The sequence below is a fragment of the Runella sp. R0.1_18 genome, assembly GCF_057652155.1.
Genome location: NZ_JBYFCK010000011.1, coordinates 1 through 26,127, shown reverse-complemented (window position 1 = coordinate 26,127; position 26,127 = coordinate 1). Strand labels below are relative to the sequence as shown.

Annotated in this window: 27 protein-coding genes; 17 read left to right on the top strand and 10 right to left on the bottom strand. The window is 44.7% G+C overall.

All coding sequences use genetic code 11. From position 1 onward, the window contains the following. Window positions 1–133 precede the first annotated feature (133 nt). Window positions 134–1,186, top strand: coding sequence for a TolB family protein (locus AC23P2_RS18910; RefSeq protein WP_487774644.1), 1,053 nt, complete (start codon window positions 134–136; stop codon window positions 1,184–1,186). 117 nt (window positions 1,187–1,303) lie between these two features. Further along, window positions 1,304–2,857: a glycoside hydrolase family 10-like protein gene (locus AC23P2_RS18905; RefSeq protein WP_472486810.1), complete on the top strand. Its 1,554-nt coding sequence runs from the start codon at window positions 1,304–1,306 to the stop codon at window positions 2,855–2,857. 47 nt (window positions 2,858–2,904) lie between these two features. Here the strand turns inward: AC23P2_RS18905 and AC23P2_RS18900 are convergent, their stop codons facing one another. From AC23P2_RS18900 to AC23P2_RS18890, 3 genes are read right to left on the bottom strand one after another with little or no spacing between them, the layout of a single operon-like run. Continuing rightward, window positions 2,905–3,798, bottom strand: a complete 894-nt coding sequence (locus AC23P2_RS18900; protein ID WP_487774643.1) for an SAM hydrolase/SAM-dependent halogenase family protein — start codon at window positions 3,796–3,798, stop codon at window positions 2,905–2,907. Between the two features lie 44 nt (window positions 3,799–3,842). Next, window positions 3,843–4,382: a hypothetical protein gene (locus AC23P2_RS18895; RefSeq protein WP_487774642.1), complete on the bottom strand. Its 540-nt coding sequence runs from the start codon at window positions 4,380–4,382 to the stop codon at window positions 3,843–3,845. A gap of 39 nt (window positions 4,383–4,421) precedes the next feature. Further along, window positions 4,422–5,606, bottom strand: coding sequence for a DUF1343 domain-containing protein (locus AC23P2_RS18890; protein ID WP_487774641.1), 1,185 nt, complete (start codon window positions 5,604–5,606; stop codon window positions 4,422–4,424). 78 nt (window positions 5,607–5,684) lie between these two features. Here AC23P2_RS18890 and AC23P2_RS18885 point away from each other — a divergent pair, with 78 nt between their 5' ends. From AC23P2_RS18885 to AC23P2_RS18875, 3 genes are all read left to right on the top strand, one after another. Further along, entirely contained in the window at window positions 5,685–6,845 is a 1,161-nt protein-coding gene (locus AC23P2_RS18885) for a trans-sulfuration enzyme family protein (RefSeq protein ID WP_487774640.1), read from the top strand. 93 nt (window positions 6,846–6,938) lie between these two features. After that, window positions 6,939–7,253, top strand: a complete 315-nt coding sequence (gene rhaM / locus AC23P2_RS18880; protein WP_487774639.1) for an L-rhamnose mutarotase — start codon at window positions 6,939–6,941, stop codon at window positions 7,251–7,253. Window positions 7,254–7,277: 24 nt separating this feature from the next. Then, entirely contained in the window at window positions 7,278–8,630 is a 1,353-nt protein-coding gene (locus tag AC23P2_RS18875) for a Gfo/Idh/MocA family protein (RefSeq protein WP_487774638.1), read from the top strand. A gap of 56 nt (window positions 8,631–8,686) precedes the next feature. Here the strand turns inward: AC23P2_RS18875 and AC23P2_RS18870 are convergent, their stop codons facing one another. Continuing rightward, window positions 8,687–9,445 (bottom strand): DUF547 domain-containing protein, encoded by a 759-nt coding sequence (locus tag AC23P2_RS18870; protein ID WP_487774637.1) that lies wholly within the window; start codon window positions 9,443–9,445, stop codon window positions 8,687–8,689. Window positions 9,446–9,533: 88 nt separating this feature from the next. Here AC23P2_RS18870 and AC23P2_RS18865 point away from each other — a divergent pair, with 88 nt between their 5' ends. Together AC23P2_RS18865 and AC23P2_RS18860 are read left to right on the top strand one after the other, a co-directional pair. Further along, on the top strand, window positions 9,534–10,322 hold the full coding sequence (locus AC23P2_RS18865; protein WP_487774636.1) for an SDR family oxidoreductase: 789 nt from the start codon (window positions 9,534–9,536) through the stop codon (window positions 10,320–10,322). Window positions 10,323–10,464: 142 nt separating this feature from the next. Continuing rightward, on the top strand, window positions 10,465–10,872 hold the full coding sequence (locus AC23P2_RS18860; RefSeq protein ID WP_028523648.1) for a MaoC family dehydratase: 408 nt from the start codon (window positions 10,465–10,467) through the stop codon (window positions 10,870–10,872). 28 nt (window positions 10,873–10,900) lie between these two features. Here AC23P2_RS18860 and AC23P2_RS18855 read toward each other — a convergent pair whose 3' ends face one another. After that, window positions 10,901–11,746: a hypothetical protein gene (locus AC23P2_RS18855; protein WP_487774635.1), complete on the bottom strand. Its 846-nt coding sequence runs from the start codon at window positions 11,744–11,746 to the stop codon at window positions 10,901–10,903. Beyond that, on the bottom strand, window positions 11,743–12,558 hold the full coding sequence (locus AC23P2_RS18850) for a HipA family kinase (RefSeq protein ID WP_487774634.1): 816 nt from the start codon (window positions 12,556–12,558) through the stop codon (window positions 11,743–11,745). The genes AC23P2_RS18855 and AC23P2_RS18850 overlap by 4 nt, the downstream gene beginning before the upstream one ends. Window positions 12,559–12,640: 82 nt before the next feature. On the opposite strand from AC23P2_RS18850, the gene AC23P2_RS18845 reads away from it, so the two are divergent. Beyond that, entirely contained in the window at window positions 12,641–13,219 is a 579-nt protein-coding gene (locus AC23P2_RS18845; RefSeq protein ID WP_487774633.1) for a Maf family protein, read from the top strand. Between the two features lie 78 nt (window positions 13,220–13,297). Further along, window positions 13,298–14,074, top strand: a complete 777-nt coding sequence (locus AC23P2_RS18840) for a hypothetical protein (protein WP_487774632.1) — start codon at window positions 13,298–13,300, stop codon at window positions 14,072–14,074. A 34-nt stretch (window positions 14,075–14,108) separates the two neighbouring features. On the opposite strand, the gene AC23P2_RS18835 is transcribed toward AC23P2_RS18840, so the two are convergent. Further along, window positions 14,109–15,503 (bottom strand): MptA/MptB family glycosyltransferase, encoded by a 1,395-nt coding sequence (locus tag AC23P2_RS18835; protein WP_487774631.1) that lies wholly within the window; start codon window positions 15,501–15,503, stop codon window positions 14,109–14,111. 137 nt (window positions 15,504–15,640) lie between these two features. Between AC23P2_RS18835 and rpmH the strand changes: the two genes are divergently transcribed. From rpmH to AC23P2_RS18820, 3 genes are all read left to right on the top strand, one after another. Further along, entirely contained in the window at window positions 15,641–15,799 is a 159-nt protein-coding gene (gene rpmH, locus AC23P2_RS18830) for a 50S ribosomal protein L34 (protein WP_028523643.1), read from the top strand. Window positions 15,800–15,873: 74 nt separating this feature from the next. Continuing rightward, the gene (locus AC23P2_RS18825) at window positions 15,874–16,263 is read left to right on the top strand and encodes a ribonuclease P protein component (RefSeq protein ID WP_487774630.1); all 390 of its coding nucleotides are present in this window, start codon (window positions 15,874–15,876) and stop codon (window positions 16,261–16,263) included. Between the two features lie 99 nt (window positions 16,264–16,362). After that, window positions 16,363–17,064: a response regulator transcription factor gene (locus AC23P2_RS18820; protein WP_028523641.1), complete on the top strand. Its 702-nt coding sequence runs from the start codon at window positions 16,363–16,365 to the stop codon at window positions 17,062–17,064. Between the two features lie 11 nt (window positions 17,065–17,075). On the opposite strand, the gene AC23P2_RS18815 is transcribed toward AC23P2_RS18820, so the two are convergent. Beyond that, on the bottom strand, window positions 17,076–18,296 hold the full coding sequence (locus tag AC23P2_RS18815) for an NADH-quinone oxidoreductase subunit D (RefSeq protein ID WP_487774629.1): 1,221 nt from the start codon (window positions 18,294–18,296) through the stop codon (window positions 17,076–17,078). 108 nt (window positions 18,297–18,404) lie between these two features. Between AC23P2_RS18815 and AC23P2_RS18810 the strand changes: the two genes are divergently transcribed. Continuing rightward, window positions 18,405–18,971, top strand: a complete 567-nt coding sequence (locus tag AC23P2_RS18810) for a hypothetical protein (protein WP_487774628.1) — start codon at window positions 18,405–18,407, stop codon at window positions 18,969–18,971. On the opposite strand, the gene AC23P2_RS18805 is transcribed toward AC23P2_RS18810, so the two are convergent. Beyond that, complete coding sequence (locus AC23P2_RS18805; protein ID WP_487774627.1) at window positions 18,972–19,457, bottom strand: MarR family winged helix-turn-helix transcriptional regulator; 486 nt, start codon at window positions 19,455–19,457, stop codon at window positions 18,972–18,974. A 192-nt stretch (window positions 19,458–19,649) separates the two neighbouring features. Here AC23P2_RS18805 and AC23P2_RS18800 point away from each other — a divergent pair, with 192 nt between their 5' ends. The 4 genes from AC23P2_RS18800 (at window position 19,650) to AC23P2_RS18785 (ending at window position 24,689) form a co-directional block, all read left to right on the top strand. Further along, window positions 19,650–20,696, top strand: coding sequence for an HlyD family secretion protein (locus tag AC23P2_RS18800; RefSeq protein ID WP_487774626.1), 1,047 nt, complete (start codon window positions 19,650–19,652; stop codon window positions 20,694–20,696). A gap of 36 nt (window positions 20,697–20,732) precedes the next feature. Next, a complete protein-coding gene (locus AC23P2_RS18795; protein WP_487774625.1) occupies window positions 20,733–22,292 on the top strand; it encodes a DHA2 family efflux MFS transporter permease subunit in 1,560 nt (519 codons plus the stop codon). A gap of 15 nt (window positions 22,293–22,307) precedes the next feature. After that, the gene (locus tag AC23P2_RS18790; RefSeq protein ID WP_487774624.1) at window positions 22,308–23,624 is read left to right on the top strand and encodes a TolC family protein; all 1,317 of its coding nucleotides are present in this window, start codon (window positions 22,308–22,310) and stop codon (window positions 23,622–23,624) included. 141 nt (window positions 23,625–23,765) lie between these two features. Then, complete coding sequence (locus AC23P2_RS18785) at window positions 23,766–24,689, top strand: sugar phosphate isomerase/epimerase family protein (protein ID WP_487774623.1); 924 nt, start codon at window positions 23,766–23,768, stop codon at window positions 24,687–24,689. A 125-nt stretch (window positions 24,690–24,814) separates the two neighbouring features. Here the strand turns inward: AC23P2_RS18785 and AC23P2_RS18780 are convergent. Next, window positions 24,815–26,127, bottom strand: a 1,313-nt coding sequence (locus AC23P2_RS18780) for a sulfatase family protein (protein ID WP_487774622.1), incomplete at its 5' end; no start/stop codon positions are given.

Sequence of the window (26,127 nt, the reverse complement as noted above, 5' to 3'; positions counted from 1 at the left end):
TGTTCGGGCTATTTTTTTGTACTGTGCATTCCTCAGGGTATGAGTACCCTGAGACACAAAGAAACAAATCAATGAGCTTTCCAACGTTGTGCTTCTTTTTTGCGTCTTCTCAAAAACTATACTCACCTCCTCCATGAACCGTCTTCTATCGTTCGGAATTGCCACTGCAATTGTGTGTTTAATGACTGCGTGTCCCAATGGTATTTTTAATGACCGTACTGGAAAATTCCTTGCGCAGCCCGTCAATTTAGAAGCCTTTAATTCTGAATTTGACGATTACAACTCCGCCTTACCAGGTAACCGCTACGGAAATGGCTATCTTATTTTTTCCTCAAAGCGTGACCGTAAAGAGCTTTTTAACCTTGTTGTTAAACCTTTTGAGTTAGAATACGACGACAAAACCAACTTACTCAACGCCAAAGCCAGCATTCAATACAACCTTGATATTGCCAACGACGCGTCTTATTACCAGCTTTTAGTACAGAAGGCCAATCAATCGTGCAATGTGCTAGGGCCAGTGGTTTATTCGTTTGACCGACAAATCATTAACAGCGGGGCAACGCGCCATGAGGGCAAATTTTTGTTACTCTATGCCGACGATTCATCGGGGGATTTACAAATTAAGTTTGTGCATAATTTCAACGACAAAAACACCGCAGAAGGCCCCTTTGAAGTGGCATGGCTCAACAGCACGAGTGACGATGCCTATCCTACATTCAATTCAGATTTTAGCAAAGTTTATTTTTGCTCCAACCGCGAGGGAAATTTTGACATTTTTGAGGCCGATTTGCCCAACGACAAAACCCAGCTTTTGTCCACCTTACTAGCCAGGGCTATTCTACCCGTTAAGAAAAACACCCAACTTTCTTCACCCGCCGACGACAAATGTCCGCACTTTGCGACAAGCTATTGGAACAATACCCTGTATTTTACTTCCAATCGTGCGGGTGGTTTGGGAGGTTTTGATATTTATTCTGCTCAAATCACCAACGGAACGTGGTCACAACCCGAAAACATGGGAAGTCGCGTCAATACCACTTATGATGAGTACCGCCCCGTTACGGCTTCTGTCTATGACTTCAACTACCATTTGGGCATCTTTTCATCCAACCGTCCCCAAGGCAAAGGAGGTTTTGATTTGTACATGGTAGGCTTCCTGACGAGTGAGCAAACACGGTCTAAATAGGCAATTTTCAGGGTTTTTGTACCGCAAGATAAAGGATGCAACATTGATTGGGCAAAATCATTACATTTGTGGGTGTAACCAATCTTTTTTGCTCATTTTAAACGCTTGCATCATTCCGTGAAAAAACACCTCGCTTGGCTCTGCCTGCTGCTGTTTTTAGTGTTAGAAGGTTGCAAATCATCCAAAAAACCGCGTACTACACCTCGTGATTTTGGCCCTATGGGAATGAAACGCGAAATGCGGGCGGTTTGGATTGCAACGGTCGATAACATTGATTGGCCCAGCCGCAAAAACCTTCCTCCCGCTGAACAACGGGAGGAGTTTATTCGGCTCATTGAAACACACAAACGGATGGGCATCAACGCGGTTTTTGTGCAAGTACGGGCAGCAGCCGACGCTTTTTATGCCCGTGGTGAAGAACCTTGGTCTGAATGGCTGACAGGAAAACAGGGCAAAGCCCCCGAGCCTTTTTACGACCCCCTCGACTTTATGATTGAGGAATGCCACCGTCGGGGCATTGAATTTCACGCGTGGCTCAACCTCAACCGCACGGCTCACCGAGCAAGCAAGAGTATTTCCAACGATAACATTGGCCGCAAGCGTCCTGAATGGGTATTTGACTACGACGGCTATCAATTATTTAATTTTGGTCTCCCTGAAGTTAGGGATTATATTACGTCAGTAACAACCAACATTGTCCACGAATACGACGTTGACGGAATTCATTTCGATGATTATTTTTACCCTTATACCGTCACTGGCCAAACGTTAAAAGACGAAGAAGCATACCAACAATACGGCAGTCGATTTCGGAACAAAAACGACTGGCGACGCGACAACGTTGATAAACTTATCAAACAAATCAGCGATGCCATCACGGCCGAAAAACCGTACGTAAAGTTTGGAGTAAGCCCATTTGGAGTGTGGCGAAATCGAAAAGATGACCCTTCGGGCTCAGCCACAGAAGCAGGGCAAACGTCCTACGATAACCTGTATGCCGATACGAAAAAATGGATGAAGGCAGGATGGATTGATTACCTTGTTCCGCAGATTTATTTTTCTACAAAATTTGACAAAGTCCCTTTTAAAATCCTGACTTCTTGGTGGTTGCCACACACGTACGGGCGGCATTTGTACATTGGTCAAGGCCCGTATCGGATTGGCACCGAAGACAAGGATAGAACTTGGGCTAATCCGTCTGAATTTCCCAATCAAATGCGGTTTATCCGCCTCAATCCCGAAATTTTGGGAAGCGTTTTCTTCAGTTCAAAGTCATTAATTGGAAACAAATTAGGGCACGCCGACTCGCTGCGAACGAATTTCTACAAGGACCCAGCGTTTCCTCCCACCATGCCGTGGAAAGACCATACGGCTCCTTTGACTCCCAAAAATTTACAGGTAAAAGATACCCGCGACGGCGTCGAACTGCGTTGGGCAGCCTCTGAAGCAGCCCGCGACGGCAGTCTTGCGCATTATTATGCCGTTTATCGTTATTCTGACAGCGAAGCACCGCGTTTGCTGGCAGGCTGCTATGAAGGCCAAACTCGCGCGCTTGATAAAAGTGCCAAACGTGGAAGGCGCTACACCTACGCGGTTACGGCCCTCGACCGCCTTCACAACGAAAGTGAGCCTGTGTTGGCTACGGTTTATGCTCGGTTAGCTCGGAAATAGAATAGACTTTCCAAGTTTCAAAAACTTGGAAAGTCTAGCCGTCTATCTCAGCGTTTTTCTAGCCTCACTTTCCAATTTGGCCCGCTTTTGACACCATATTTGCCCGAAAAATCGCCCATATTGACAGCAAAAGAAAAATTCATCAAGCTATTCAAATAACAAAGATTTTGTCCTTCGGGCACTTCGCCGAAGGTATTGGCAAAAGGCATTTCACCACGAAACACTTCTTTGTCGCCTTCCCAAACCGTCACCATTACCTTTTCACCTGCCGTTAAACCCCAATTTTTTACCATCTCAGCGGGGATGTTAGTCCAAACGTTTCCGTACTGAACGTCCAAAATTGGGATAGTTCCGACAATGGCATTTCCCTCCAAAACCGCTTTTTGGTACGGAATTCGAACCACTTCGTTGGGCAAACGCGCCCCTACTTGTGCCAGCGTAATGACACCCGCAGCCAACCGCGCCGCTGTAAACGCATAGACGTCACGTCCGTGAAAGGTATAAGAGCTTTGCGAATTACGTCGGCGATTGATAGCTTCGTTAATCTCTCTTACTTCTTGAACTCCCAACGACTCTGCCACCAAAGAAAAGCTCCCATTGTCGGGTCCTACAAAAAAATGCCCGCTCTTGGTTTTTAGCACCACCGATTTACGGTCGGTTCCCACGCCTGGGTCAACCACCGACACAAACACCGTTCCTTTGGGCCAATAGGTCGCAGTTTGTTCGAGACGGTAAGCAGCTTCCCAAATGTTATACGCAGGAATTTCGTGGGTCAAATCAAACAGCCGTAGTGCGGGATTTACGCCCATAGCCACGCCCTTCATGGCCGATACAGCACCATCTTTCAACCCAAAATCAGTTTGAAAAACCACGGTTTTGGGTTGGGCAAAAAGGGAGAGAGTACATAGCCAAGTTGTTATTACAAAGACGAGTTTTTTCACTTGAGACAAACGTTTAATTGCGACAAAACACCATTTTAGCAAGTTTATTTTTCATCGACAGGGCTCCAATAAGCCTCTACCTTCCAAAAAGGAGCACTTTTGCCAAAACCATTACTCCTCAGCTTTTCAATAACACTTAAATATTCTCTTTCAGTAAATTGAGTCCAGCTAATGGAATTAAATTCGATTTTTTTCTTTTGTCGTAAGTTGGCGAGTAAAATCCTATCAATAGGGGGATGAACAATATGTGCCAAGTCGGAATGTACATTAGGAATGACAATAGCAGTTTTGATATATATATTTACAATCTTGGCAGCTCTTCCATAAGTAACACTTTCAATGCCCATTTCTTTTATCTCATTCATTATTAGCTCACAACACCTTTTATGGAACGCATCAAAGTCCTCTATATTTCGGATGACAAGATCACCTTCTAAAAGCGCTTTTAATTGAGTTTTCTCAATTGCCGTTTTAATATTTTTCGTAGTTGTAAACCCTCGTTGGGAAGCTCGTGCAGCAGTCCAAACTGCGTAATTATGCGTATGTTCAGCATAATAGTAAGCTTCTTCTAAAGAATTTTTCATATAATTGGGCGATTTAGTAACATTGCTAAATTAGTCATTTTACAAAACAGAGACAAACTTTTCATCTGTCATAGCCTCTACGGAACACATCCATTCGTTTTCACTCTGCTTCAGATAGGCCACCAATGCTTTTAACTCTTCTTTCCCATCCAAAAAATCAATTAGAACCTCGTCCCCAACCAAAATCTCCAACGCCGTACGCGGATTTCCTTTTTCATAAGGACCTGTTCGCCAAAGATTTGGAACATACTCGTTAAAAACGCGTAGCAGTAGCAATGAACTCAGCAATGAATGGTTTTTTGCTTGCGTAGATAAATGAATTTGAAAACCTCCGCAGAGTTCATTGGCATATTTATGGAAAGTGGGGATAAACTGGAGTGGTCGCAACACGTAATTGAACCAATCATATTCTTTGCTTAGGTGTTCAACCTCGTGTTTGATGCGGTGCAGGGTTTCCCAACGCAAAAAAGGTGCTCCCACTATTTCAAAAGGACGGGTTGTCCCGCGCCCTTCGCTCAAAATCGTGGCTTCAAACAGACATTGGCCGCTGTACAGCATCGCCGTTTGTAGAGATGGGAAGTTGGGCGAGGGAAAAACTTGCATAAAATAGTCGGCGGAGGACGCTGGTAAAACTTCTACCTCTACCCTTCCTCCGTACCATTTGTTTAACCAACGTGTCACTTCCCCCAACGTCAGTCCGTGGCGGTGTACTAATCCTTGATGTCCAATAAAAGAAGCATACTTAGCCGAAATGGGCGTCCCTTCCACTTGGCGACCTGCGGGATTGGGATGGTCTATCACCCACACACGCGGCGGGCGGCGGCAATTGGTAAGGGTTTCGAGCAAATAAGCAATGGTAGTGATATACGTAAAATACCGACAACCAACGTCCTGAATATCAATCAAAATATCATCCAACTCTTCTACTTGCTCGGGCGAAACTTTCAGGCTCTGTTCGTCGTGACCGTACAAAGAAACGCAGTTGACACCTTCCCAAAAATGATAGATTTCGGCATTTTCTAACGCTTCTTGGTCCTGAAGTTCGGAGAAAAGGCCGTGTTCGGGCACAAAAATCGTTTTCAGCACTTTTTCTTTGGCCAACCAATCCATCAAATACATTTTTTCTTCAAACAAAAAGGCAGTTTGATTGCATAACAGTCCTACTTTACGGCTATTAGTTTTGAGCGAATCAATGAGGGCTTTTAACGAACGTAGTGATGTCATAAAATGAAGTAAGAGTAGTAAGAGGGCAAATTAGTAGATTCGGTTATCTTCGCGGAGTTTTGTTCCTTTTTTATTCCCATGCACTACTCCCAAATCATTAACGAACTCGCCGAAGACCGCGAACAGTACTTCAACGCCGTCAGCCCGCCGATTGTCCAAACCAGCAATTTTGCCTTCAACGACTTTGCTTCATTACGCAGCGCCTTTGAAGACGAAATGTCGGACTACCTCTACACACGAGGCATGAACCCTACCGTGGATATTCTTCGTAAAAAACTGGCAGCCCTCGACGAAGCGGAAGACGCCCTTGTGCTCAACAGCGGTGCTTCGGCTATTTTTTGCGCCGTTATGTCAAATGTTCAAGCAGGTGACCACATCATTAGTGTTCAGAAACCCTATACATGGGCGTGGAAATTGTTTGATAACGTACTAACTCGCTACAACGTAAGCACCACTTACATCGACGGTACACGCATTGAACATTTTGAGGCAGCTCTTCGGCCCAACACCAAAGTCATTTACCTCGAATCGCCCAACAGCCTCACCTTTGAGCTGCAAGACATAGAAGCTGTAGCAAAGTTGGCAAAATCTCGGGGCATTGTTACCATTATCGACAATAGCTATTGCACCCCTATTTTCCAAAAACCGCATCGCTTTGGCATCGACCTTTGTTTGCAATCGGCCACTAAGTACATTGGCGGACACTCAGACACAGTAGCGGGTGTGCTCACGGGCAGCAAAGCCATGATCAAACAGATTTTTGACCGTGAAGCCCACAATACAGGTGCTTTTGTGTCGCCTTTCAATGCGTGGTTGTTGCTGCGAGGCTTGCGTACTTTACCGATTCGCCTCAAACAAAGCGCAGAAAGTACCCAAAAAGTGGTTTCTTTCTTAAAAAATCACCCCAAAATCGAGCAAGTGTATTTCCCGCTTGACCCTGATTTCCCGCAATACGAACTTGCTAAAAAACAAATGATGGGAGCCAGCGGTTTGCTCACCGTGGCCATTAAAGCCGACTCACACGCCCAAATCGAGCGCTTTACCTTTGATCTCAAGCACTTTTTGTTGGCCGTAAGCTGGGGCGGGCACGAGTCGTTGGTATTGCCCAAGTGCGCAGGATTACACCCCAACGATTTTGACCCTCTTCAACAAGAACACCGATTGATACGTTTTTACATTGGGCTGGAAGAAGCCGAATTTCTCATTGAAGATTTGACTCAGGCATTAGATAAATTGTAGGCATATCTGGTTTTCTATACATAACAGTACAGGAGGGTTGAGCCCAAAGATTCTTTTTGGTTTGTTATCTTTTATTCCTTACCCAAGACATACATGGAAAAAGTTGCTTTCTTAATGAAACTAAAGCCTGGTTTTGAGGCTGAGTATAAAAAACGCCACGACGAAATCTGGCCTGAACTGTCCGCAGTTCTAACGGAAGCAGGTATCAGCGATTATTCTATTTACTTGGACCGTGCCACAGGTATTTTGTTCGCCGTGCAGAGACTTACTGAAAACAACACAGCGGCCGATTTACCCAATCACCCTATCGTCAAAAAATGGTGGGCGTACATGGCCGACATCATGGACACCAATCCTGACAACTCGCCCGTCAGCACGTCCATCGAATGTGTCTTTCACATGGATTAATCTTGATTTTTAAACCCTATTTACATGAACACTCCTCAAGAAACGTTTAATCGCCGCGAGTTTATTCAGAAATCTTCGTTGGCAACGGCAGGAATGCTCGCTTCTTCGACTTTATTTGCCAATGCAACCCCCAACGCCAAACGCAAAGTAGCGATGGTCGGAACAGGTCACCGTGGAACGAGTATGTGGGGCATACCTGTGGTAAAAGAATTTGGCGACGTCATCGAGTTCGTCGGACTTTGCGACATCAACCCTGGCCGCGCCGAAACAGCCCGCAAAATGCTCAACGTCACCTGCCCACTTTATACCGACTTTGAGAAAATGATGGCCGAAACTAAGCCTGATATTCTCATCGTGACAACGGTCGATGCCACGCACGATAAGTTTATTGTGAGAGGGATGGAACTGGGTGCGGACATCGTTACCGAAAAGCCCATGACCACCGACGAAGCCAAGTGTCAGGCCATTTTAGATGCCGAAAAGCGTACAGGTAAAAAAGTAACAGTTACCTTCAACTACCGTTATTCGCCGCACCGCCAAAAAATCTACGAACTCCTCCGCGAAGGAGCCATCGGGACTGTCACCTCCGTTGATTTTCACTGGTACTTGGACGTTCGCCACGGGGCAGATTACTTCCGCCGTTGGCACCGCCTCAAAGAAAACAGTGGTTCGTTATGGGTACACAAAGCCAGTCACCATTTCGACTTGCTCAACTGGTGGTTAGAATCAGAACCTGAGAGTGTTTTTGCCCAAGGGTCATTGGAGCATTACGGTAAAAATGGCTCATTTAGGGGCAACAATTGCCGCAGTTGTGCCCACAAAAACGAATGTAAGTTTTATTGGGATGTGACGAAAGACAAACGCCTCGTTTCTCTATACGTCGATAATGAAAAACACGATGGCTACTTACGCGACGGTTGTGTTTTCAAGGAAGACATCAATATTTTTGACAAAATGGCGGCCACTATTCATTATGCCAATGGCGTCAACGTAAGTTATTCACTAACTACCTATTCGCCCTATGAAGGCTATCGAATCGCGTTCAACGGGACAAAAGGTCGTTTGGAAGCTTGGATTAAGGAATCAGGCAAGATGACGATAGAACCTTACGATGAGTTGATGTTGTCGAAAAACTTTGGCGATGTCGAATACATCAAAATCCCCCAAGCCGAAGGGCATGGCGGAGGCGACGCGCGCCTACGCGATAAAATTTTCCGCAACCCGAATGCCCCCGACACCTACCGCCAATCAGCAGGTAGCCGCGACGGCGCCATGGCGATTTTGGTCGGAATTGGTGCTCGAAAAAGCATTCAAACGGGTCAACCTGTCAAAATTTCAGACCTTACCGATTTAAAACCGAAAGCAGTGAAGGCTTAGGAGTCGATAGTCCATGGTTATAAATGCACGATGAAGCATGAACCATGGACTATTCATCACTTTCCATTCAAATCCCAATCGTAGTCGAGGTAATCAATAGGAGTTTTGCTATCTATTTTTACCGTCGAATATTTATTCACCCACTCCACCATCGGCATTTTTTTGGTAAAATCGCCGCCGTACCACGTCAAAATCTTCGACAACTCCGCCTTTTCTTTGCGGATGTTATTTTTAGACTTGTCATTCATAAAATCTCTTCCTTGCTCATCCAGTTGTTTATTGAGTTGGTCGGCCGTAAACGCCTCATTACGCAGCGGCGGGCACGATTTGGCCGCACACACTAAGGCAAAATGAATACGAGGCTCGTCAAATTTTTTGCGAATAATCCCGTGTTCGATGTCGTTCAAGTTCATTTTTTTTCCGCCAATGACGATAAAATTGACCGTCCAAGCATCGCTCACAAACGGAATTTTAATCTTAGACCCAATGTCTTTAATGGTAGAAATTCCTGGGTAATGGTCAAGGATAAGTTGAACCGTAAAGGCATTGTAGGCATTGATCCAATACGCCAACTGTTCCTCTTTCGTCCATTTATTGTTAGGAGCACTGGCGCTGAGCATATCCAAATACTTTTTTAGCTCGTCGTAATCCTTTTTAAACGCCGTATAATTGACAAATCCTTTGTCATTTACGTGTTTTTTAAGAAGTTTGTCCCACGCCGAATGATCCACGGGAGCGGCCGTCGAGGTTGGCGTAGCGGTGCAGCTACCAAACAACCCCACGACAAAAAACAGAACAAAAGCGAAACTGCGCATAATTTTCGATGGTTTTATCCTACAAACGTAAATCCGTTAAAAACGGTTTTTATAATCTCCCTAACGCGCTAACTATTTTTAGAACCGAATGAACCTTGACTTAACCCAAAAAACCGCCATTGTCTGCGGAAGTACCCAAGGAATTGGACGTGCTTCGGCCGTCGAACTTGCCCTTTTGGGGGCAAATGTCACGCTCATGGCACGAAATGAAGCCTCATTACAAGAAACACTCTCCACGCTTGACACAAGTCTAGGCCAAACCCATCGCTACCTTGTTGCCGATTTTGCCAGTAGCACTTCAGTAAAAAACGCCATCGACGCTTATTTAGCCGAATTTCCTGAAGTACATATTTTGGTCAACAATACAGGTGGCCCGACGGGGGGCGCCATCATCGACGCCACTCCCGAGCAGTTTTTAGCGACGTTTGAGATGCACTTGGTCAACAACCAGCTTTTAACTCAGGCCGTTGTTCCTGCCATGAAAAAAGCAGGTTTTGGCCGAATTATCAACATCATTTCCACTTCCGTCAAGCAGCCTATCGTTGGTTTGGGAGTCTCCAATACCATTCGTTGGGCGGTGGCAAGTTGGGCAAAAACGCTTTCGCTCGAAATCGGCAAATTTGGCATTACGGTCAACAACGTTTTGCCTGGCTATACCAAAACAGGTCGGTTGGAATCGGTGAACAAGATGCGTGCCCAAGCAACTGGCAAAACTGTCGAAGAAATTGCAACTCAACTCGAAGCCGAAATCCCTATTGGTCGTTTTGCCGAAGCCGAAGAAGTCGCCGCCGCCGTGGCCTTTTTGTGCAGCCCTGCTGCTGCCGCCATCAGCGGCATCAACCTACCCGTAGATGGCGGAAAAACCTCTAGTCTATAATGTCGAGGGGAGAGTGCAGAATGTCGAATAAAATGTCGAATAAAATGCCGACTATTCGACATTCTGCACTCTGCATTCGACACTAAACTCGACATTCTCCCCTCGACCCTAAAATTGATATTTAACCTAATTGTCATAAAAAATGAAATTATCTATTGGCGATACCTACGAGTACGAATTCCGATTTTCGCAAGAAGAAGTAATTGCGTTTGCACAACTTACGGGAGACGATAATCCTTTGCACTTAGACCCCGATTACGCGGCTACAACGCCTTTCAAACGCCCAATTATCCACGGTATGCTAGGCGCTAGTGTTTTCACCAAAATCATTGGTACCCGTTTTCCTGGTTACGGTTCTATTTACGTAGGACAAACGTTTCAGTTTTTACGCCCTATGTTTGTCGATACCGACTACAAAGTGAAGTTTACCGTACAAAGCCTTAACCCCGAAAAGCACACGGGTGAAATATTGGGCGAAGTTTTTGACGTTACGACGGGCAAAATCACCACCAAAGGCGTCGCAACGCTTATGCACAAAGAGAAGATATGATGAATTTGGAGTGAGAAGAACGAAGAAGCTACGAGGCTATTGCTTCTAACGTTTTAATGGCATACTCGTCAATTCGTTCTTCTTCCCAAATTTTAACATAATTTGGTCGGCTAAGAATACCAACGGCTTCATCATACGATTTGATTAACGCTTTCCTTTTAGGTTTGGCCAACAGTATGTCAAAACGTACATGATTTTCCACTGCGAAGTCTTGCAATAAAGTTACCTTACCAAAATTGAGTGTAGCTTTACGTATGATTGATTCGGGCCGACGCAAATCAAAACTAACAGGATTAACTACATTATATGTCCCATTCTGCCAAGCAAAAGGGAAACTGTAATCCCCTATCTTCACATTTTCCTCTATTTTTTTTCCTTCAAAAATAGTTTCATTGCGGCCTTTCAAACGATTGCGGTATTCTTTTATTAAATAATCTTCGTTACGTTTCTTAAATTCATCCTCGTCTAAATCGTAAATTGACAAATACAAGTGACGAAGTTGTTGAACTATATTTGCCAAGTCATCTGTATAAAGAACACCTGTTCTTACTTCCCCAAACTGCAATGCTGATTCATCTCTGATCAATAATTCATTATCAATAAAATCAAGAGGGCGATTTTGATAATCATTGAAAATTTCAGGCTGTCTATTCAGTAAAGCTACTTTTTGTAAAATTCCGTTAAAGAACGCTTTTAAGGTTTTTTCAGGAATACTATTCGGATAAGCAGCCTTAAGACGTGCAAGGCGTTCAGGATAAACGAATTCGACTTTTTGCTGCTCAGGGAAAATTACTAACAATCCCACATTCAATACTTCGCCCAAAGCGGAATTGAAACGATACTGTAAGGGGCTATATTGATAAACTGAGTTCATATAATTTTCTGAATCAACAAGTTACAGAATTTATCTGGATTCGCTTTTATTTTCTGAACATATTGCTCTACAAGTTCAAAATTACCGATTGATATATTTTGGGAAGCCAAAAAATAGGCCATCTCTCTTAATGCTACAACATTTAGACTTTGTAAATAACTCCAAAAAGTGTCAAAAATATCGCTTTTGGCATTCTTTCGCATTTTGTACAGATGAGGGTGAAACAAATGTTTTTCAGCCGGATAGTGCCAAATACCCTCATGAAAATCTTGGATTATTTTTGAATTATCGTTATCCACATCATCCGCAAAAGGGAATATTTGTTCATGGTCAATCAATAAGAAGTCCTCATCATCAATAAGCAAATTAGGCTTTTTTCGATAACCCCCTCGGTCTAAATTGAAAACAAAGTTATCAAATGCAAACACGGTGGCCAAATCATAGTCCTTAAGGATTGACTTTAAATTACTTGGGTCAACAATACTCATAGCCTTCCATTCACAGCCAAATTTAAGGCCAGAATCTTTCCCATCAAGCTGCTTTTTTGCTTCACTAGGCAACAATTCAATAAACTTATTTGGAAAATGAACCAAGCCCACTTCTGGTACAGGTAAATCAAATTCGCGCGCCAATACGTTGCCAAACATCTCTTTTGCAATCGGATGCTGTTGCTCCATTTGTCGCTCTGTAAATAGCTTCACCACAAACTCTCTCAGAACGCCCTTTTCATCACATACCATTACTCGCCAAGGGTTCGTTGACCCTCCCGAGGTTATAATTTTTTGGAATGAAACGGCATCAAAAATTTTCAAGGGCAAAACTTTCTTTATATTCGATTGAATCCAATGCTTAAAATTACATTTTTGTCACCAAATAGTCACTAAGATATTATCTATGATTCCTTTATCCCGTTCTCTTGTTCTTGCTTCCAACTCTCCACGCCGTCAGCAATTACTGCGGGAAATGGGGTTTGAATTTACGGTAGAAGTACGCCCTACGGACGAACTTTTCCCCGCAGATATGCCCGCTGCGCAGGTAGCAGGCTATTTGGCCCAACACAAAGCCGAACAGTTTGCGCACGACTTGGGCGACCAACTAATCCTCTGTGCCGATACGGTGGTAGTCGTTGATAATCAAATTTTAAACAAACCTGCCGATGCCCTCGAAGCACGCGTCATGCTTCAAAAACTCTCGGGTCGTTCGCATCAGGTAATTACGGGCGTATGTTTGCTTAGTGCCGAAGGCTATCAAACCATCAGCGATGTGGCGGAAGTTACTTTTAAAACACTCACTGAAACCGAAATAGACTACTACATTACGCACTATCGGCCATTCGATAAGGCAGGAGCTTATGGCGTACAGGAGTGGATTGGCATGATAGGAATTCCCCGCATCGAAGGGTCCTTTTACACGATTATGGGATTGCCACTTCACCAGGTTTACGAACTTTTGCGCCCTTTTATGGTGATGTAACCGTTCGTCAAAAAATTATTTGAAAGCGAGTTTTCTGTGCGTATTTTTGTTGTACAGCACTGAAAATTCGCTTTTGCCATGAAACATTATCAACTCGTTTTATTGTTAATCGCCGCCTCGCTAATGTCGGGTTGCAGCACGTATTTCTATCAGTGGAAACCCGCCTCAGGCGACATTGCCTGGATAGAAGGAAGAGAAGTGACACGCGCCGAACAAAACGGCGTTGTTTTGGTTGCCTCCTACGAGTTTGAAGACGCCCACAACATTGTTTTGGACGTCGAAGTCAAAAATCGCACGCAGGCTTCGCTCTTGGTTGACCCCAATGATTTTCACTATATCCCTTTCGACACTAAAAACGACACCCTGCGCAGTGCTATCAACGCCTCCTACACGGCTTTCTACCGCGCCCTCAATCCCGAAGAAAAAATTCAACAAGCAACGCTGGACATTCAACGCGAAAAACGCCGTCTTGCCGCAGCTTCTATTCTGAACGGCGTTTTGTTGGTGGCAACCGTTGCCAGCGACATCAACTCGTCTAACCGCCGCGATAAATCGTGGACGCAACGCGCCAACTCGCAATACGCCCACGCTCAAGCCTATAATTTTATCATTCAGAAACAAATTGCTGACGTAAATCTCCAACGAATCCGCACAGAACAACTACAACACGAACGCGCCAATTGGCAAGAAATGTCTTTGCGAAAAACTACCCTTCCACCCAACGAATCTATTCGCGGTTTGGTGTTTTTGCCCAAAGACGAACGCGCGTCTTCGGCTTGGCTGACCTATACTTCCCGCAGCGATTCTACCCAGATGCAGTTAAAATTCTTGCAAGAAAAAATAAAAAGGAACTGAGTGAGGCAGCCAAAGGGCAAGTTGGCAAAGGGGGTTATTTAGCTTCCCAATCAATGCCTTCTAGAAATACTTCGTACGCAAAAAATCCGAAAACAAGAATGTATTCTAACCCTACCACTCGAAGGTTTTCATGGTAGGGAGACGAAGCATAGGCCACGTACGTCAAAGGTAACATCAGCGACCAAATCACAGGATACCAATACCTTGTAACCGCCCCCAATGCCACAAGCGTCGTGATGTACCACGGGTGTACGGTCGTGGCTAAAAAGAAATAGACGGTCAACGAAAGGAGCATTTTTTCGGCGAGGCTACGTTTTTGAAATGCTAACCAACTCACCGTTCCGAAAGTGACCAAGGACAAAATAGGCCCCAACGATTGAATAAGGTTGTAGCCCGTTATCCAATAGCCCACTTCTCGTAAGAGGTAATACACACTGGCATTGAATTCGAACTTTTGAAAATATAAATCAAGGCTTGCTCCAACATTGGCCAAAAGGCTTTTACTCAAAAAAGGCAAAAATAAGCCCAAAACAATTGCACCTACTACCCCACTGTAAATCAACCCTTTCTGCCAACCTATCCGCCGTATTAGGAGGGGTACAAACATCAAGGGCAGTAGTTTGACCGATGCCCCAACTCCTAAGGCAACAGCTGATGCCGCAAAATAGATATCCTTAGGCCAAGGACGATTGAGCCAACGCAAAGCCAGCAACACAAAAAACAACGTCACTGCTTCGAAATGTAAATTCCCCGTCAATTCTACAATCACCAATGGGTTCAAGGCATAGACCAAACCGTTGATTTTCCGCTTGGCCGATGGTTGAATTCCAAGATTTTGGGGTGATGATAACAACCAGCAATTCCCCACCTCAGCCATGAGAATGATGACGCGCAGCACAACCACCGAAAGTTGGACGTTATCTCCTCCAATCCAGGCTGCTATGCCAAAAAAAAACTGGTTAAAAGGGGGGTAAACTGTATAGTAATTCGGGGAATTAAGCCCTTCGTACAAAGTTGTATTTAGATTTGCTGATAAAAAAACGGGTGAATGAAGCAAGTTGGAAGGAAGATACAGGTAGGGATTAACACCCGCCACCAGCAGGCGCCCGTCCCACACAAAACGAAAAAAATCATCGGATAAAACAGGCGTTGAAAACAGAAAAACAAGCCGCAAAAGCAGGGCAATTCCCATCCACCAACGCGTTTGCGCCGCATTCCACGAGCGAGTTGTGACAAGCCCATATACCAAAAATAGGCTTCCATACACCAAAATCAACGTTTTTGGCTGCGTACGGTCTATTTCATAGCCAATCCACCAATAACCAATGCTACTACTCAACAAAACTAGCAGCATCCACCCTATTGACTGTTTGTTAGGCAACGTGTGAAGGGGTAACTCGGGGTTTTGATGACGCTGAAAGAGGGGCATAAAGTCGTTGAATACAAGTAATCAGCAACAAAGGTCGGTTTTTTCTTCAAAATTAGTTTGTAAACTTTTGAAAGTTTCCGTACCTTTGCGGACTCGTTTTGAAATCAAGGATTTACAGGTAATAAAAGGCATAAGAAATGAAACGTACATATCAACCTTCAAACCGCAAAAGACGTAACAAGCACGGATTCCGTGAGCGTATGTCTTCTGCTAATGGCCGCAAAGTATTAGCAGCTCGTCGCAAAAAAGGCCGTTGGAAATTGACAGTTTCTGACGAGAAGCGTCACAAGCAATAATTCATTGGTTTAGAGTTTGAAGTTTAGGCTTGTCTTTTTTAGGTCAATGCTTTAGCTTGATGCTCGATGCTAAAATGAAGCAAACTTTCCCAAAAGCAGAGCGCCTCTGTAGCCGAAAAACCATAGGGCGCTTGTTCGAAAAAGGTAGTACGGAAGCAAAAACGTCCTACCTTTTTCCATTTAAGGTATTTTATCTAGTTGATTCGGACGTCCCCTCGAATCAGCCTCCTCAAGTTTTGTTTTCGATTTCAAAGCGCAGTTTCAAAAAAGCGGTTGATCGAAACCTCCTACGCCGTCGTTGTCGAGAAGCGTATCGAAAGAATAAACATCTTTTCTTTTCTTCCCCTGAGCAGCGTCCACCAAGCTACATTGCGTTTATTCTTATTGCCAAAACAAAAGTGGACTACGAAACCATCGAGCGTGGTTTACAGAAGCTTATCGTGCGCCTCGGTAAGGAATTGTAAAAGTAATTTCTACTGTTAAATTTGTGTTAAGAATAAGTTTAGCGTGTTAAAATTGTTTACACGACTCGTAATTTCGTCGCCGTAATAAAAATCCATGCTATGAGCGCTGCCAAATCGGCTCAAATCGCACACAAAGTTTTAGTCGTCGATGACGACCCAGATATTGTTGAGCTACTTGAATACAATTTAGAAAAAGAAGGTTACGAAGTAGCCACCGCTGCCAACGGAAAAATGGCCATCGAAACGGCTCGCTCGTTTATCCCTGAGCTGGTCGTTCTCGATATTATGATGCCTCAAATGGACGGCATCGAAACCGCCCGCCAACTGCGAGCAATCCCCGATTTTAGAAATACCTACATCTTATTTTTGACCGCCCGCTCGGAAGAATATTCGGAAGTAGCCGCTTTCGAGATTGGTGCCGACGACTACCTGACGAAGCCCATCAAGCCGCGTGCGTTGATGAGCCGTATCAATGCGCTTTTTAGAAGAGAAGCCCAAAAATCAGAGCCCGAGTCCCAAATTGAGATTGCAGGCTTGCACATCAACCGTAAAAACTATACGGTTACGAAGGGCGATAAAGCGGTTGTTTTACCAAAAAAAGAATTTGAATTGTTGTTTTTCTTGGCCAATCACCCCAACAAGGTATTCAACCGTGAAGAATTACTTCAGAAAATTTGGGGAGCCGATATTTATGTGCTCGAACGCACGGTTGATGTACACATCCGTAAAGTGCGAGAAAAAGTAGGCGAAAACTACATTAAAACGCTCAAAGGAGTGGGCTACATGTTTACGGACGAATAATCCGTAAACTTCTACCTGTCCACTTCGCCCATTACAACGTCGATAGAACCGATAATAGCCACCAAGTCAGCGAGCATAGCACCGCGTGATATTTCGGCAATGACCGATAAGTTATTGAACGAACACGCCCGTGCTTTGCATCGCACAGGAATATCTGACTTTCCATCGGTACGGAAGAAAAAGCCCAGTTCTCCCTTGGGATTTTCGGCTCTTATGTAAAAATCCATCGCCTGAGGGCGAATTTTCTTCGGCACTACTGCCTGCGGGTCAAAGTCAGACGTGCGGCGGTGCTCTCCCAACAGTTTTTCTACACACTGTTCGATAAGACTAAGGGATTCCCAGCATTCCTGCACCCGAACGTAGTTTCTATCCCAACAATCGCCAACACTACCTACGAGTCCTTCTCCAATGGGTACGTTAAACTCCAACTCAGGATAAACCGAATAGCCATCCACTTTACGCAAATCCCAACGCAAGCCCGAACCACGCAACACAGGCCCCGAACAGCCATAGTTGATGGCTACAGGGAGCGGTAATACCCCAACATTGGCCGTCCGTTCCACAAAAATCTTATTGTCGATGACCAATTGTTGTAATTCTCGCAGTTTGGGTTTGAGGTAACTCACAAACTCCTGGCAGCGCTCTTCAAAACCCACTGGCAAGTCGTAAAATAAGCCTCCCACCCAAACGTAGTTATAGAGCATTCGGGCACCCGAAAGCCATTCTAACATTCGTAAAATATGCTCACGATCGCGCATCAGCCACAAAAAAGGCGTGTAAGCCCCAATGTCCATGGCGTACGTTCCGATAGCGACAAAATGAGAAGCAAGACGGTTTAACTCAGCGACCAACACCCGAATGTATTCAACTCGTTTGGGAATGTCTTTCTCAATCCCTAACATTCGTTCTACGCCCATCACGTAGGCATGTTCTGAATTAATGGCCGCCACGTAATCCATCCGATCAACATACGGAATGATTTGGTTGAAAGGCAGCGACTCGGCATGTTTCTCAAAACAGCGGTGTAAATAGCCCAAGTGCGGCACCACATCCACGATAATTTCACCGTCTGATACCACTTCTAGCCGCAATACCCCGTGAGTAGAAGGGTGTTGTGGCCCCAAGTTAATCACCATTTCTTCCGACTTTAGCTGGTCCGCGGTATATTTACTCGGTTCCGAAATGTTCAAATGTTCAGGTTGGTAGTCGTATTGTACTGTAGAAGTAGCCATAACAGTGGGTCAAATTGAGGCTGCAAGTTAGCAAGAAAATCATTCCACCTTGTCCTTACTAAGTCATCGCCTTTGTATATTTGTCACGGACGAAGAGACGAAAGCACTATGCACGAGATAGAACCTTTTTATAATTGGGAAAAACATTATGTTGCGGCCAACGACCGAAAATCTCCTTTTTATGGTCGCGACTACAATTTAAACCAATACGAGCACGACATATACGGGTATTACATTCACCCGTTATGGGATGATATAGATTCAGAAACCCTTTACGTCAAAATCTTATTTGCTGATTATAAAAAGAAGTTTGCCATCATTGAGTTGTTTGGCGAATGGAATGATACGCTCCACAACGACATCATGTACTTCAAACGGAATGTCATCGACCATTTGTTATCCCAAGGAATCAACAAATACATCCTTATCGCCGAAAATATTCTCAATTTTCACGGTTCTGATGACGAATACTACGCCGAGTGGTTTGATGAAATTGAAGACGGATGGATTGCCGTAGTGGGCTCGCGCGAACACACCGAGCGCGAATGGAAACGCTACCGCCTCGACTACTACCTCAATTTTGGGGGCACGCTTCACCTCGACAACTGGCGCACGCTGCAACCTCAGCCGTTTTTTGAATTGGTAAAAAGTTTAATTGTACGTCGGTTGATGTAATTACTCCTCGGCATCAAGTACCCTCAACAAATCGCACATAGTATCCACCATCTGGTTGTATTTTTTGGCACCTACCGCTTTCTCAAAACGAGCTTGCATTCCCTCCGCTTCTTCGTTTAAGTCAAGCAAAAACTCCTTTCCACGATCACCCAAAAAAATGATGCTCGCTCGGGCATCTTTTTCGCTTGGGCAGCTATAAACGTAACCCGTTTCTTCTAACTCTTTGACGGCTTTACTCATGGCTTGTTTAGTCACTTCCAACTTTTTGGCCAACTCACTGCTCGTAACTCCTTCCTCCTCGATGTTGACCAACAACGAAATCGAGCTCATCTTAATATCGGTGTAGCCGCGTTTCTCTAAAAGTGGGGTAATGTGAAGATGAACGTGACGTTTGAGCCGCCACAGAAGCCGCCCCATAGAGCGCTGACGCATTGATTCAAACTTCTCAAAGCTATATATCCGTCCTGATGCAAGTACTTTTTCCATGTTACAAATCTATTGGAATACAGGTTATTAAAAAATAGTACTCAAATTTTAATCCAATTTTTAGTCAACTTATTTGACTTTATTGGTCAACTTGGTTTACCTTTGCTGCCACAAATATAGTCAACTAGGTTTACTTATTAACTTATTTGTAAAACAACTTATTGCTCACCTCCGAATAAAAAACAAAACGCCATGGATACCACTTCATCTAAAAGTCCTTTCAAAAAACTACTACCATTTGCCGTTGTTCTTGCCGTGCTCGGCGTAGGAAGTTTTTACGGTTTTCAATCGTATCGTTACAATCAAACCTACGAAACCACCGACAATGCCCAGATTGAAACCAAGAACTCGCCCGTTCTTGCCCGCGTGGCAGGTTATGTACTCGAATCGAACGTAGAAGATTATAAAAGTGTACGCGCCAACGACCGCCTCATTGAGATTGACCCCCAAGAATACCAAATCGCCGTAGCCCAAGCCGATGCCGACTTACAACAAGCCGTAGCCGACATAGAAACCGCCAAAGCAGCGCTCCGCAACGCCCAAGAAGCCTACAAAGTAACCAAGGCCAACGCCGACGTGCAGGCCAGCCGCAAAACCAAAGCTGCAGCCGACCTGACTCGTGATAAAAACCTTTACGAAGGGGGCTCAACTACCAAAAAAGTACTAGACGATAGCCAAGCCAACGTAGAAGTACAAAGTCGCCAATACGATGCGGCTTTGGCCCAAGTAAACCAAGCGAAAGTAGCCGAAGGAGCCGCGATAGCGACCATCAAAAAAATGGAAGCCATGGTAAAAGTAAAACAAACCGTGCTCGACCAAGCCAAATTACGTTTGTCATATACCCACATCGACGCACCTGTATCGGGAAAAACGGGTAAAATCAACGTTACCAAAGGTCAATACGTACAACCTGGACAAAACCTATTCACGATTGTCAACGAAGCGGCTTACTGGGTAACGGCCAATTTTAAAGAAACCCAACTCGAAAAAATGCGCGTAGGACAACCCGTTGAGCTCAAAATTGATGCGTACCCAACGTTAAAAATCAGTGGTAAAATCCAAACTATTTCTGACGCTACAGGCGCAAAATTTTCGCTTCTTCCTCCCGACAACGCCTCGGGTAACTTCGTAAAACTTACGCAACGCGTTCCCGTTAAAATCGAAATTGAGCACCCCGAACAATACAAAGAACTACTTCGCGCTGGTTTGAGCGTCGAAGTGGCGGTCAAAGTACAGTAAACGAGGTTCAATCATCGAAGTTAGAAAACACACACTATGAAAAGATGGATTGTTGTCATCACGGTCATCACTGCGGCCGTAATGGAACTGATAGATACCTCGATTGTCAACGTAGGTATTTACCAGATGGCGGGCAACTTAGGCGTAACCATTGAAGATATTTCGTGGGTTATTACGTCGTATGCCATCGCCAACGTGATTATTATTCCGCTAACAGGATTTTTACAGAACTACTTTGGGCGCAAAAACTACTTCGTCGTCTCCATTGCCCTTTTTACGTTTGCCTCCTATTTGTGCGGCATTGCCGATACCCTGCCACTGCTCGTCTTGGCGCGTTTTTTACAAGGTGTAGGCGGAGGAGCCTTACTTTCAGTATCACAAGGGTTATTGTATGATTCATTTCCGATTAACCAACGCGCCATTGCTTCGGCGGTATTTGGGATGGGTATTGTGCTTGGGCCTACATTTGGGCCCACCCTCGGCGGGTTTATTATCGACAACTACCACTGGAGTTGGATGTTTTTTATCAACGTTCCTATCGGAATTATTGCTTTCCTGTTGAGTTATATCTACATCGATAAAAAACCAGAGGAGCACAACATCGACCGCAGCAAAATCAAAATTGATTATTTGGGAATCGTGCTACTTTCTATTGGCATCGGGTGCTTGCAGTACGTGCTCGAACGCGGCGAAGCCAACGACTGGTTTGAAGACCCAACGATTGTAGTTTGTACCATTGCGCTGATTGTTTCGTTGACCTCGTTTATTTGGTGGGAGTTACGCATTCCCAATCCTGTAGTAAACCTGCGGGTGTTGAAAAACCGCAACCTTTTGCTGGGCTCTATTCTTGTCTTTGTGATTGGTATCGGACTTTTTACTTCGGTATTTATGTACCCGTTGTTTGTGCAACGAATCATTGGCTATACAGCTACCCAAACGGGGCTTTTGCTTATCCCTGGCGCAGGAATTACGCTTTTTATTTTCCCAATTGTAGGACGATTAATTTCAAAAGGAGTTCCGCCGCGTTCCATTGCCACCGTCGGTTACCTTGCGTTTGCGCTTTTTTGTTACCAAATGTCTATCATCGACCTCAACGCGTCCCCTGTCATTTTGATGGGTGCCTTGATGATTCGCGGCGTAGGGCTTGCCCTTTCTAACGTCCCGCTTATCAACCAGTCGATTTCGACCTTGACGCCCCAAGAAATGCCAATGGGTATCGCCATCACTAACATGATTCGGCAGATTGGGGGTGCTGTCGGGGTGGCACTTGTCAATACCTACATTGCCCAACGCCTCCCGCTCAATGCCATGAACCTTTCGGCGCACCTACAGCCAGGCGATATGCTTACCCAAGAACGCCTCACAACAATGTCGCAAGGGCTCGTAGCTCGTGGCATCAATCCACTCGACGCCCTTCAACTTTCGTACGGTAACCTAAACTTAGCCGTCCAAAAGCAAGCCTTAATGCTCTCTTATTTGGATGTGTTTCAGGTGGCTACGATGTTCTTTATTGTCACATTTCCTTTATTATTTCTCCTAGAAAAGAAAAAAATGACGCCTCAAACTGCCAAAGCTGCGGCTGATGCTTCTCACTAATTGACGATACATCCAATGAAAACTTATTTTAAAACCTTCGTAGTGGGCGTACTTGTACTAGCGTTGAAGAACGCAAGCATCGCACAAACTCCCACCTCTCTGACCACCTTGGTTCAGCAGTCTTTTCAGCATTTTCCAAAACTCAAGGAGGCTGAACAACTCATCAAAGCGGGTGAACTGCGGGTTGATGTTGCAAAAACAGCCCTTTTGCCGTACGTCAATGCCAATGCTTCTTACAGCTACGTGGCGCCTACAATGAAAGCGACCTTGCCTCTCCCTGAGGGTTCACGTGAGATTCAGTTTATGCCCAACCACAACGTCAACGTGGGCGTCAGTGCAGGCTATGGCTTGTATGATTTTGGTAAAACAAACCTGAGTATTCGTCAAGCCCAGGAAAATGTGTTGAGCGCTCGCCATACGCTAGAGTTAAATCGTCACAACTTGGCCTATCAGATTGCCCAGTTGTATTACACCATCGCCTTTTTGGAAAAAAGTAAGCAGGTGCAGCAAGATGTCATCCAAACCAGCGAAAACGTATTGAACCAAATCAGTAAACGGGTTCAAAACGGCGATGCGTTGGAGTTTGACATTGTTTCTCAGCAAGTAAAATTGAAACTTGCCCAAAACCGCAAAGTAGATTTTGAGAACCAAATCGACAAACAGAAAATCACGTTGAGTTACCTTACAGGAATTCCGAGCCGTGAAATTAGCGTCGCAGATTTGGCACTTGGGCTTAATGCCAATCTGCCAACAAAAGAAGCATTGACGCAACTTTTCAACAGCCAGAATAAAGAAGTACAATTGGCCAAAGACCGCATTCAAAGTGCCGAAACAGAGGTGGCGATTGCAGCCAAAGCCCACTTACCAACATTGATGCTCACAGGAAGTGCAGGCGAAAAAAACGGGTACATGCCCAACGTTAATCAGCTGCGGTTCAATATTGCAGCTGGCTTGAGCGTCACGGTGCCGTTGTACGCAGGGAAGCGCTATGACCTCCAGCGCAAAGCGGCCTTAGTAAATTTAGAAGCGACGAAATATAACCTTGAAGCCGTGAATGCGACCCTTCAAAAAGACGTTGAAATGGTGCTTACTGACCTAAAAAGCAACGAACAGCGCCTCGAAAACGTGAGAATTCAGGTGACCCAAGCCGAAAGAGCTTTGGCACTTGCCCAGAACCGTTTACAAAACGGAACCATTACTACCGTGGAGTTAGACAATGCCCAAACTTCCATTGAAGAAGCTCGTTTGGCAGAACTTACCTATCAGTTTCAATGGTTCATCAATCAACTGGAATTAAAACGTTTGACAGGAGACGAATTTTGGAAAAATTGATTGTAGGCAACTAACCATTAGCGCTTGCTTTCGCCCTTTTAGGAAATTCGCCTAGAAGGGCTTTTTTGTGTCGCTCATTCCTAAAATACTGAAAAGTATTTTTAGAGAGGTTTGTGCCTTTTTACTGAAAATGACACACTTATGGCTACCTCTCGTCGTCGATTTATCCAAACCCTTGCTGCCACCAGCGCTGTAGTGGCTTCCCAACATTCTTGGGCCAAAACCTCAGTTGCACCCTTAATTTCGTGTAATCAATATTCGTGGTTTACCTTTTATGAACGCGAAAAACGCAGTTGGGGAGAAAACCTCGACGCCTCGCTTGCTGAATACGTAAAATCAGGATTAAAAGCTTTTGAGCCCAGTTTTTATTCTACAAATGATGTCAAAACACTGGCACCTCTTTTAAAAAAATACCAGTTGGCCCTTCCCTCGGCTTACATTGGGAGTATTTTGCACGAAGACGCCGAAAGTCAAAAAACCATCGAAACGGCTATTGCCATTGCCAAAGAAGCCAAGCCGCTTGGGTTAAAAATATTGGTTACTAGCCCCAACCCCATCCGTTGGGGTGGAGCCGAAATCAAAAGTGACACACAGCTAATCAAACAAGCTAAAAACTTAGACCTGCTAGGGTTTGAGTTAAAAAAGCAAGGCATTACGTTAGCGTATCATACCCACGACGCGGAGTTTAAGGCAGGCGCGCGGGAGTTTCATCACATGCTACAAAATACACATCCACAAAATGTCAGCCTGTGTTTGGACGCCCATTGGATATACCGCGGGGCAGGCAACTCCCAAGTTGCCCTGTTTGATATTGTAAAAATGTACGGAAAACGCGTGGTAGAACTTCACATACGGCAGTCGGTGGGGCAAATTTGGGGAGAAACGTTCAGTGAAGGCGACATTGATTACCCACGACTTGTCCGTGAATTGAAAACCATGAACGTCAAGCCTTTACTCGTATTGGAACAATGCTTAGAAGCCCAATCGCCCAACACGCTCAACGCCATTCAAGCCCATCAACAAGACCTTGCTTACGCTCAAAAAGTTTTTAAGGGGTGGGTATAAAAAGAGGGAAATGGCTCGTTGGAGTTATGTTCTATCGTAAGAATAGGAACTAAGGCTCGACGAGTTTTAGTTCCTATTGATTAAGTATTTGGATTATGAGGCATTGTTCTGAGCTCCGAAACGCTTTATTTTTGAGACGCTGGTGCGGGAAAGTTACGTAGTGGACTATAACGTTTATAAGTTTCAAAAATCTCTCCATTGCTACCCATTCGTGGATCTTGGGTTTCGGTCAGATATTTTTTTAGCTGAACGTCCAACTTTTGCTGAATCTTCTGATGCTCTTTTTTCCCAACAAGGTTCTGTAAGCAGTAAGGGTCGCTCACAATGTCATACAGTTCTACCTCTGGTCGCTTATCAACCGCCCAGTGAAAATAAGGTGCTACTTGGGGGTCTTGACGATGTAAGAAAACATAGGACTGATTAAAATCGTCAATGTCAAAATAACCATTATCCATAGCCCCCAGATTACCTTGGGCATCATAAACTTGTGGATCACCTGCTGGCCAACGGTCTGGTTTCGGATTCCAGATATACAAATGAGTACGGGTTCGGATGCATCTTTGTGGATACCCTAAATTATTCCAGCGTGAAGACGAATGGCGTTCACGTGAGGCATATACGGCATCACGGTTTTTGTCCACAACCCCCTGGCGGGTACTGGTCAGTATCTTCAATAGACTATGCCCCCGAATCTCACTGGGAGTATATGACACCCCAGCTGCTTCCAAGAAAGTAGGTGCAAGGTCAATCAAGCTGACAAGGTCTGTTATGGTTCGGTTGCCTTTAACTTGATTTCCCCACCGAATCGCCAGTGGCATGTGAATTCCGTATTCATAAACATTTGCTTTCGCGCGGGGAAAAGGCATTCCGTTGTCAGCCGTCACAACAATCAGCGTATTATCCAGTTCTCCTGTTTCCTCCAACAGTTTAATCATACGATCCAGATGATTGTCATGCCATTGAATCTCATAGAGATAGTCCAACATATCGGAGCGGACGTCTGGATGGTCAGGTAAAAAACCAGGCACTTTCACTTTTTCGGCTTCCAAACCGTTTTTCTTCCCAATGCCAGTCGCATACGGCCGATGTGGTTCCTGAGCGCCAAACCAGAAACAGAATGGCTGCCCAGCGGGTCTTGAAGACAAAAACTTTTTAAAATTGGCAGCATAATCGTTGTTACTGATGCCTTTAGGTGCTTTCATGGTTTGATCACTAAACGCTGGCCCAACTGGATTTCGGCTTCGCCCTGAATCTTTAAAATTTCCTGGTCCCCAACCTTTACCAGTAAAACCAACATAGTAACCTGACTGCTCCAAGCGGTCTGGATACGTTTTCAGTTCTGATGGAAACGAACTGTCATGGGCTTTGTTGCATGGCTCACTTAGTTCACAAAAAAGCACTGGATTAGGTAACTTTGAGATCGCCAAACCTCCAAAGT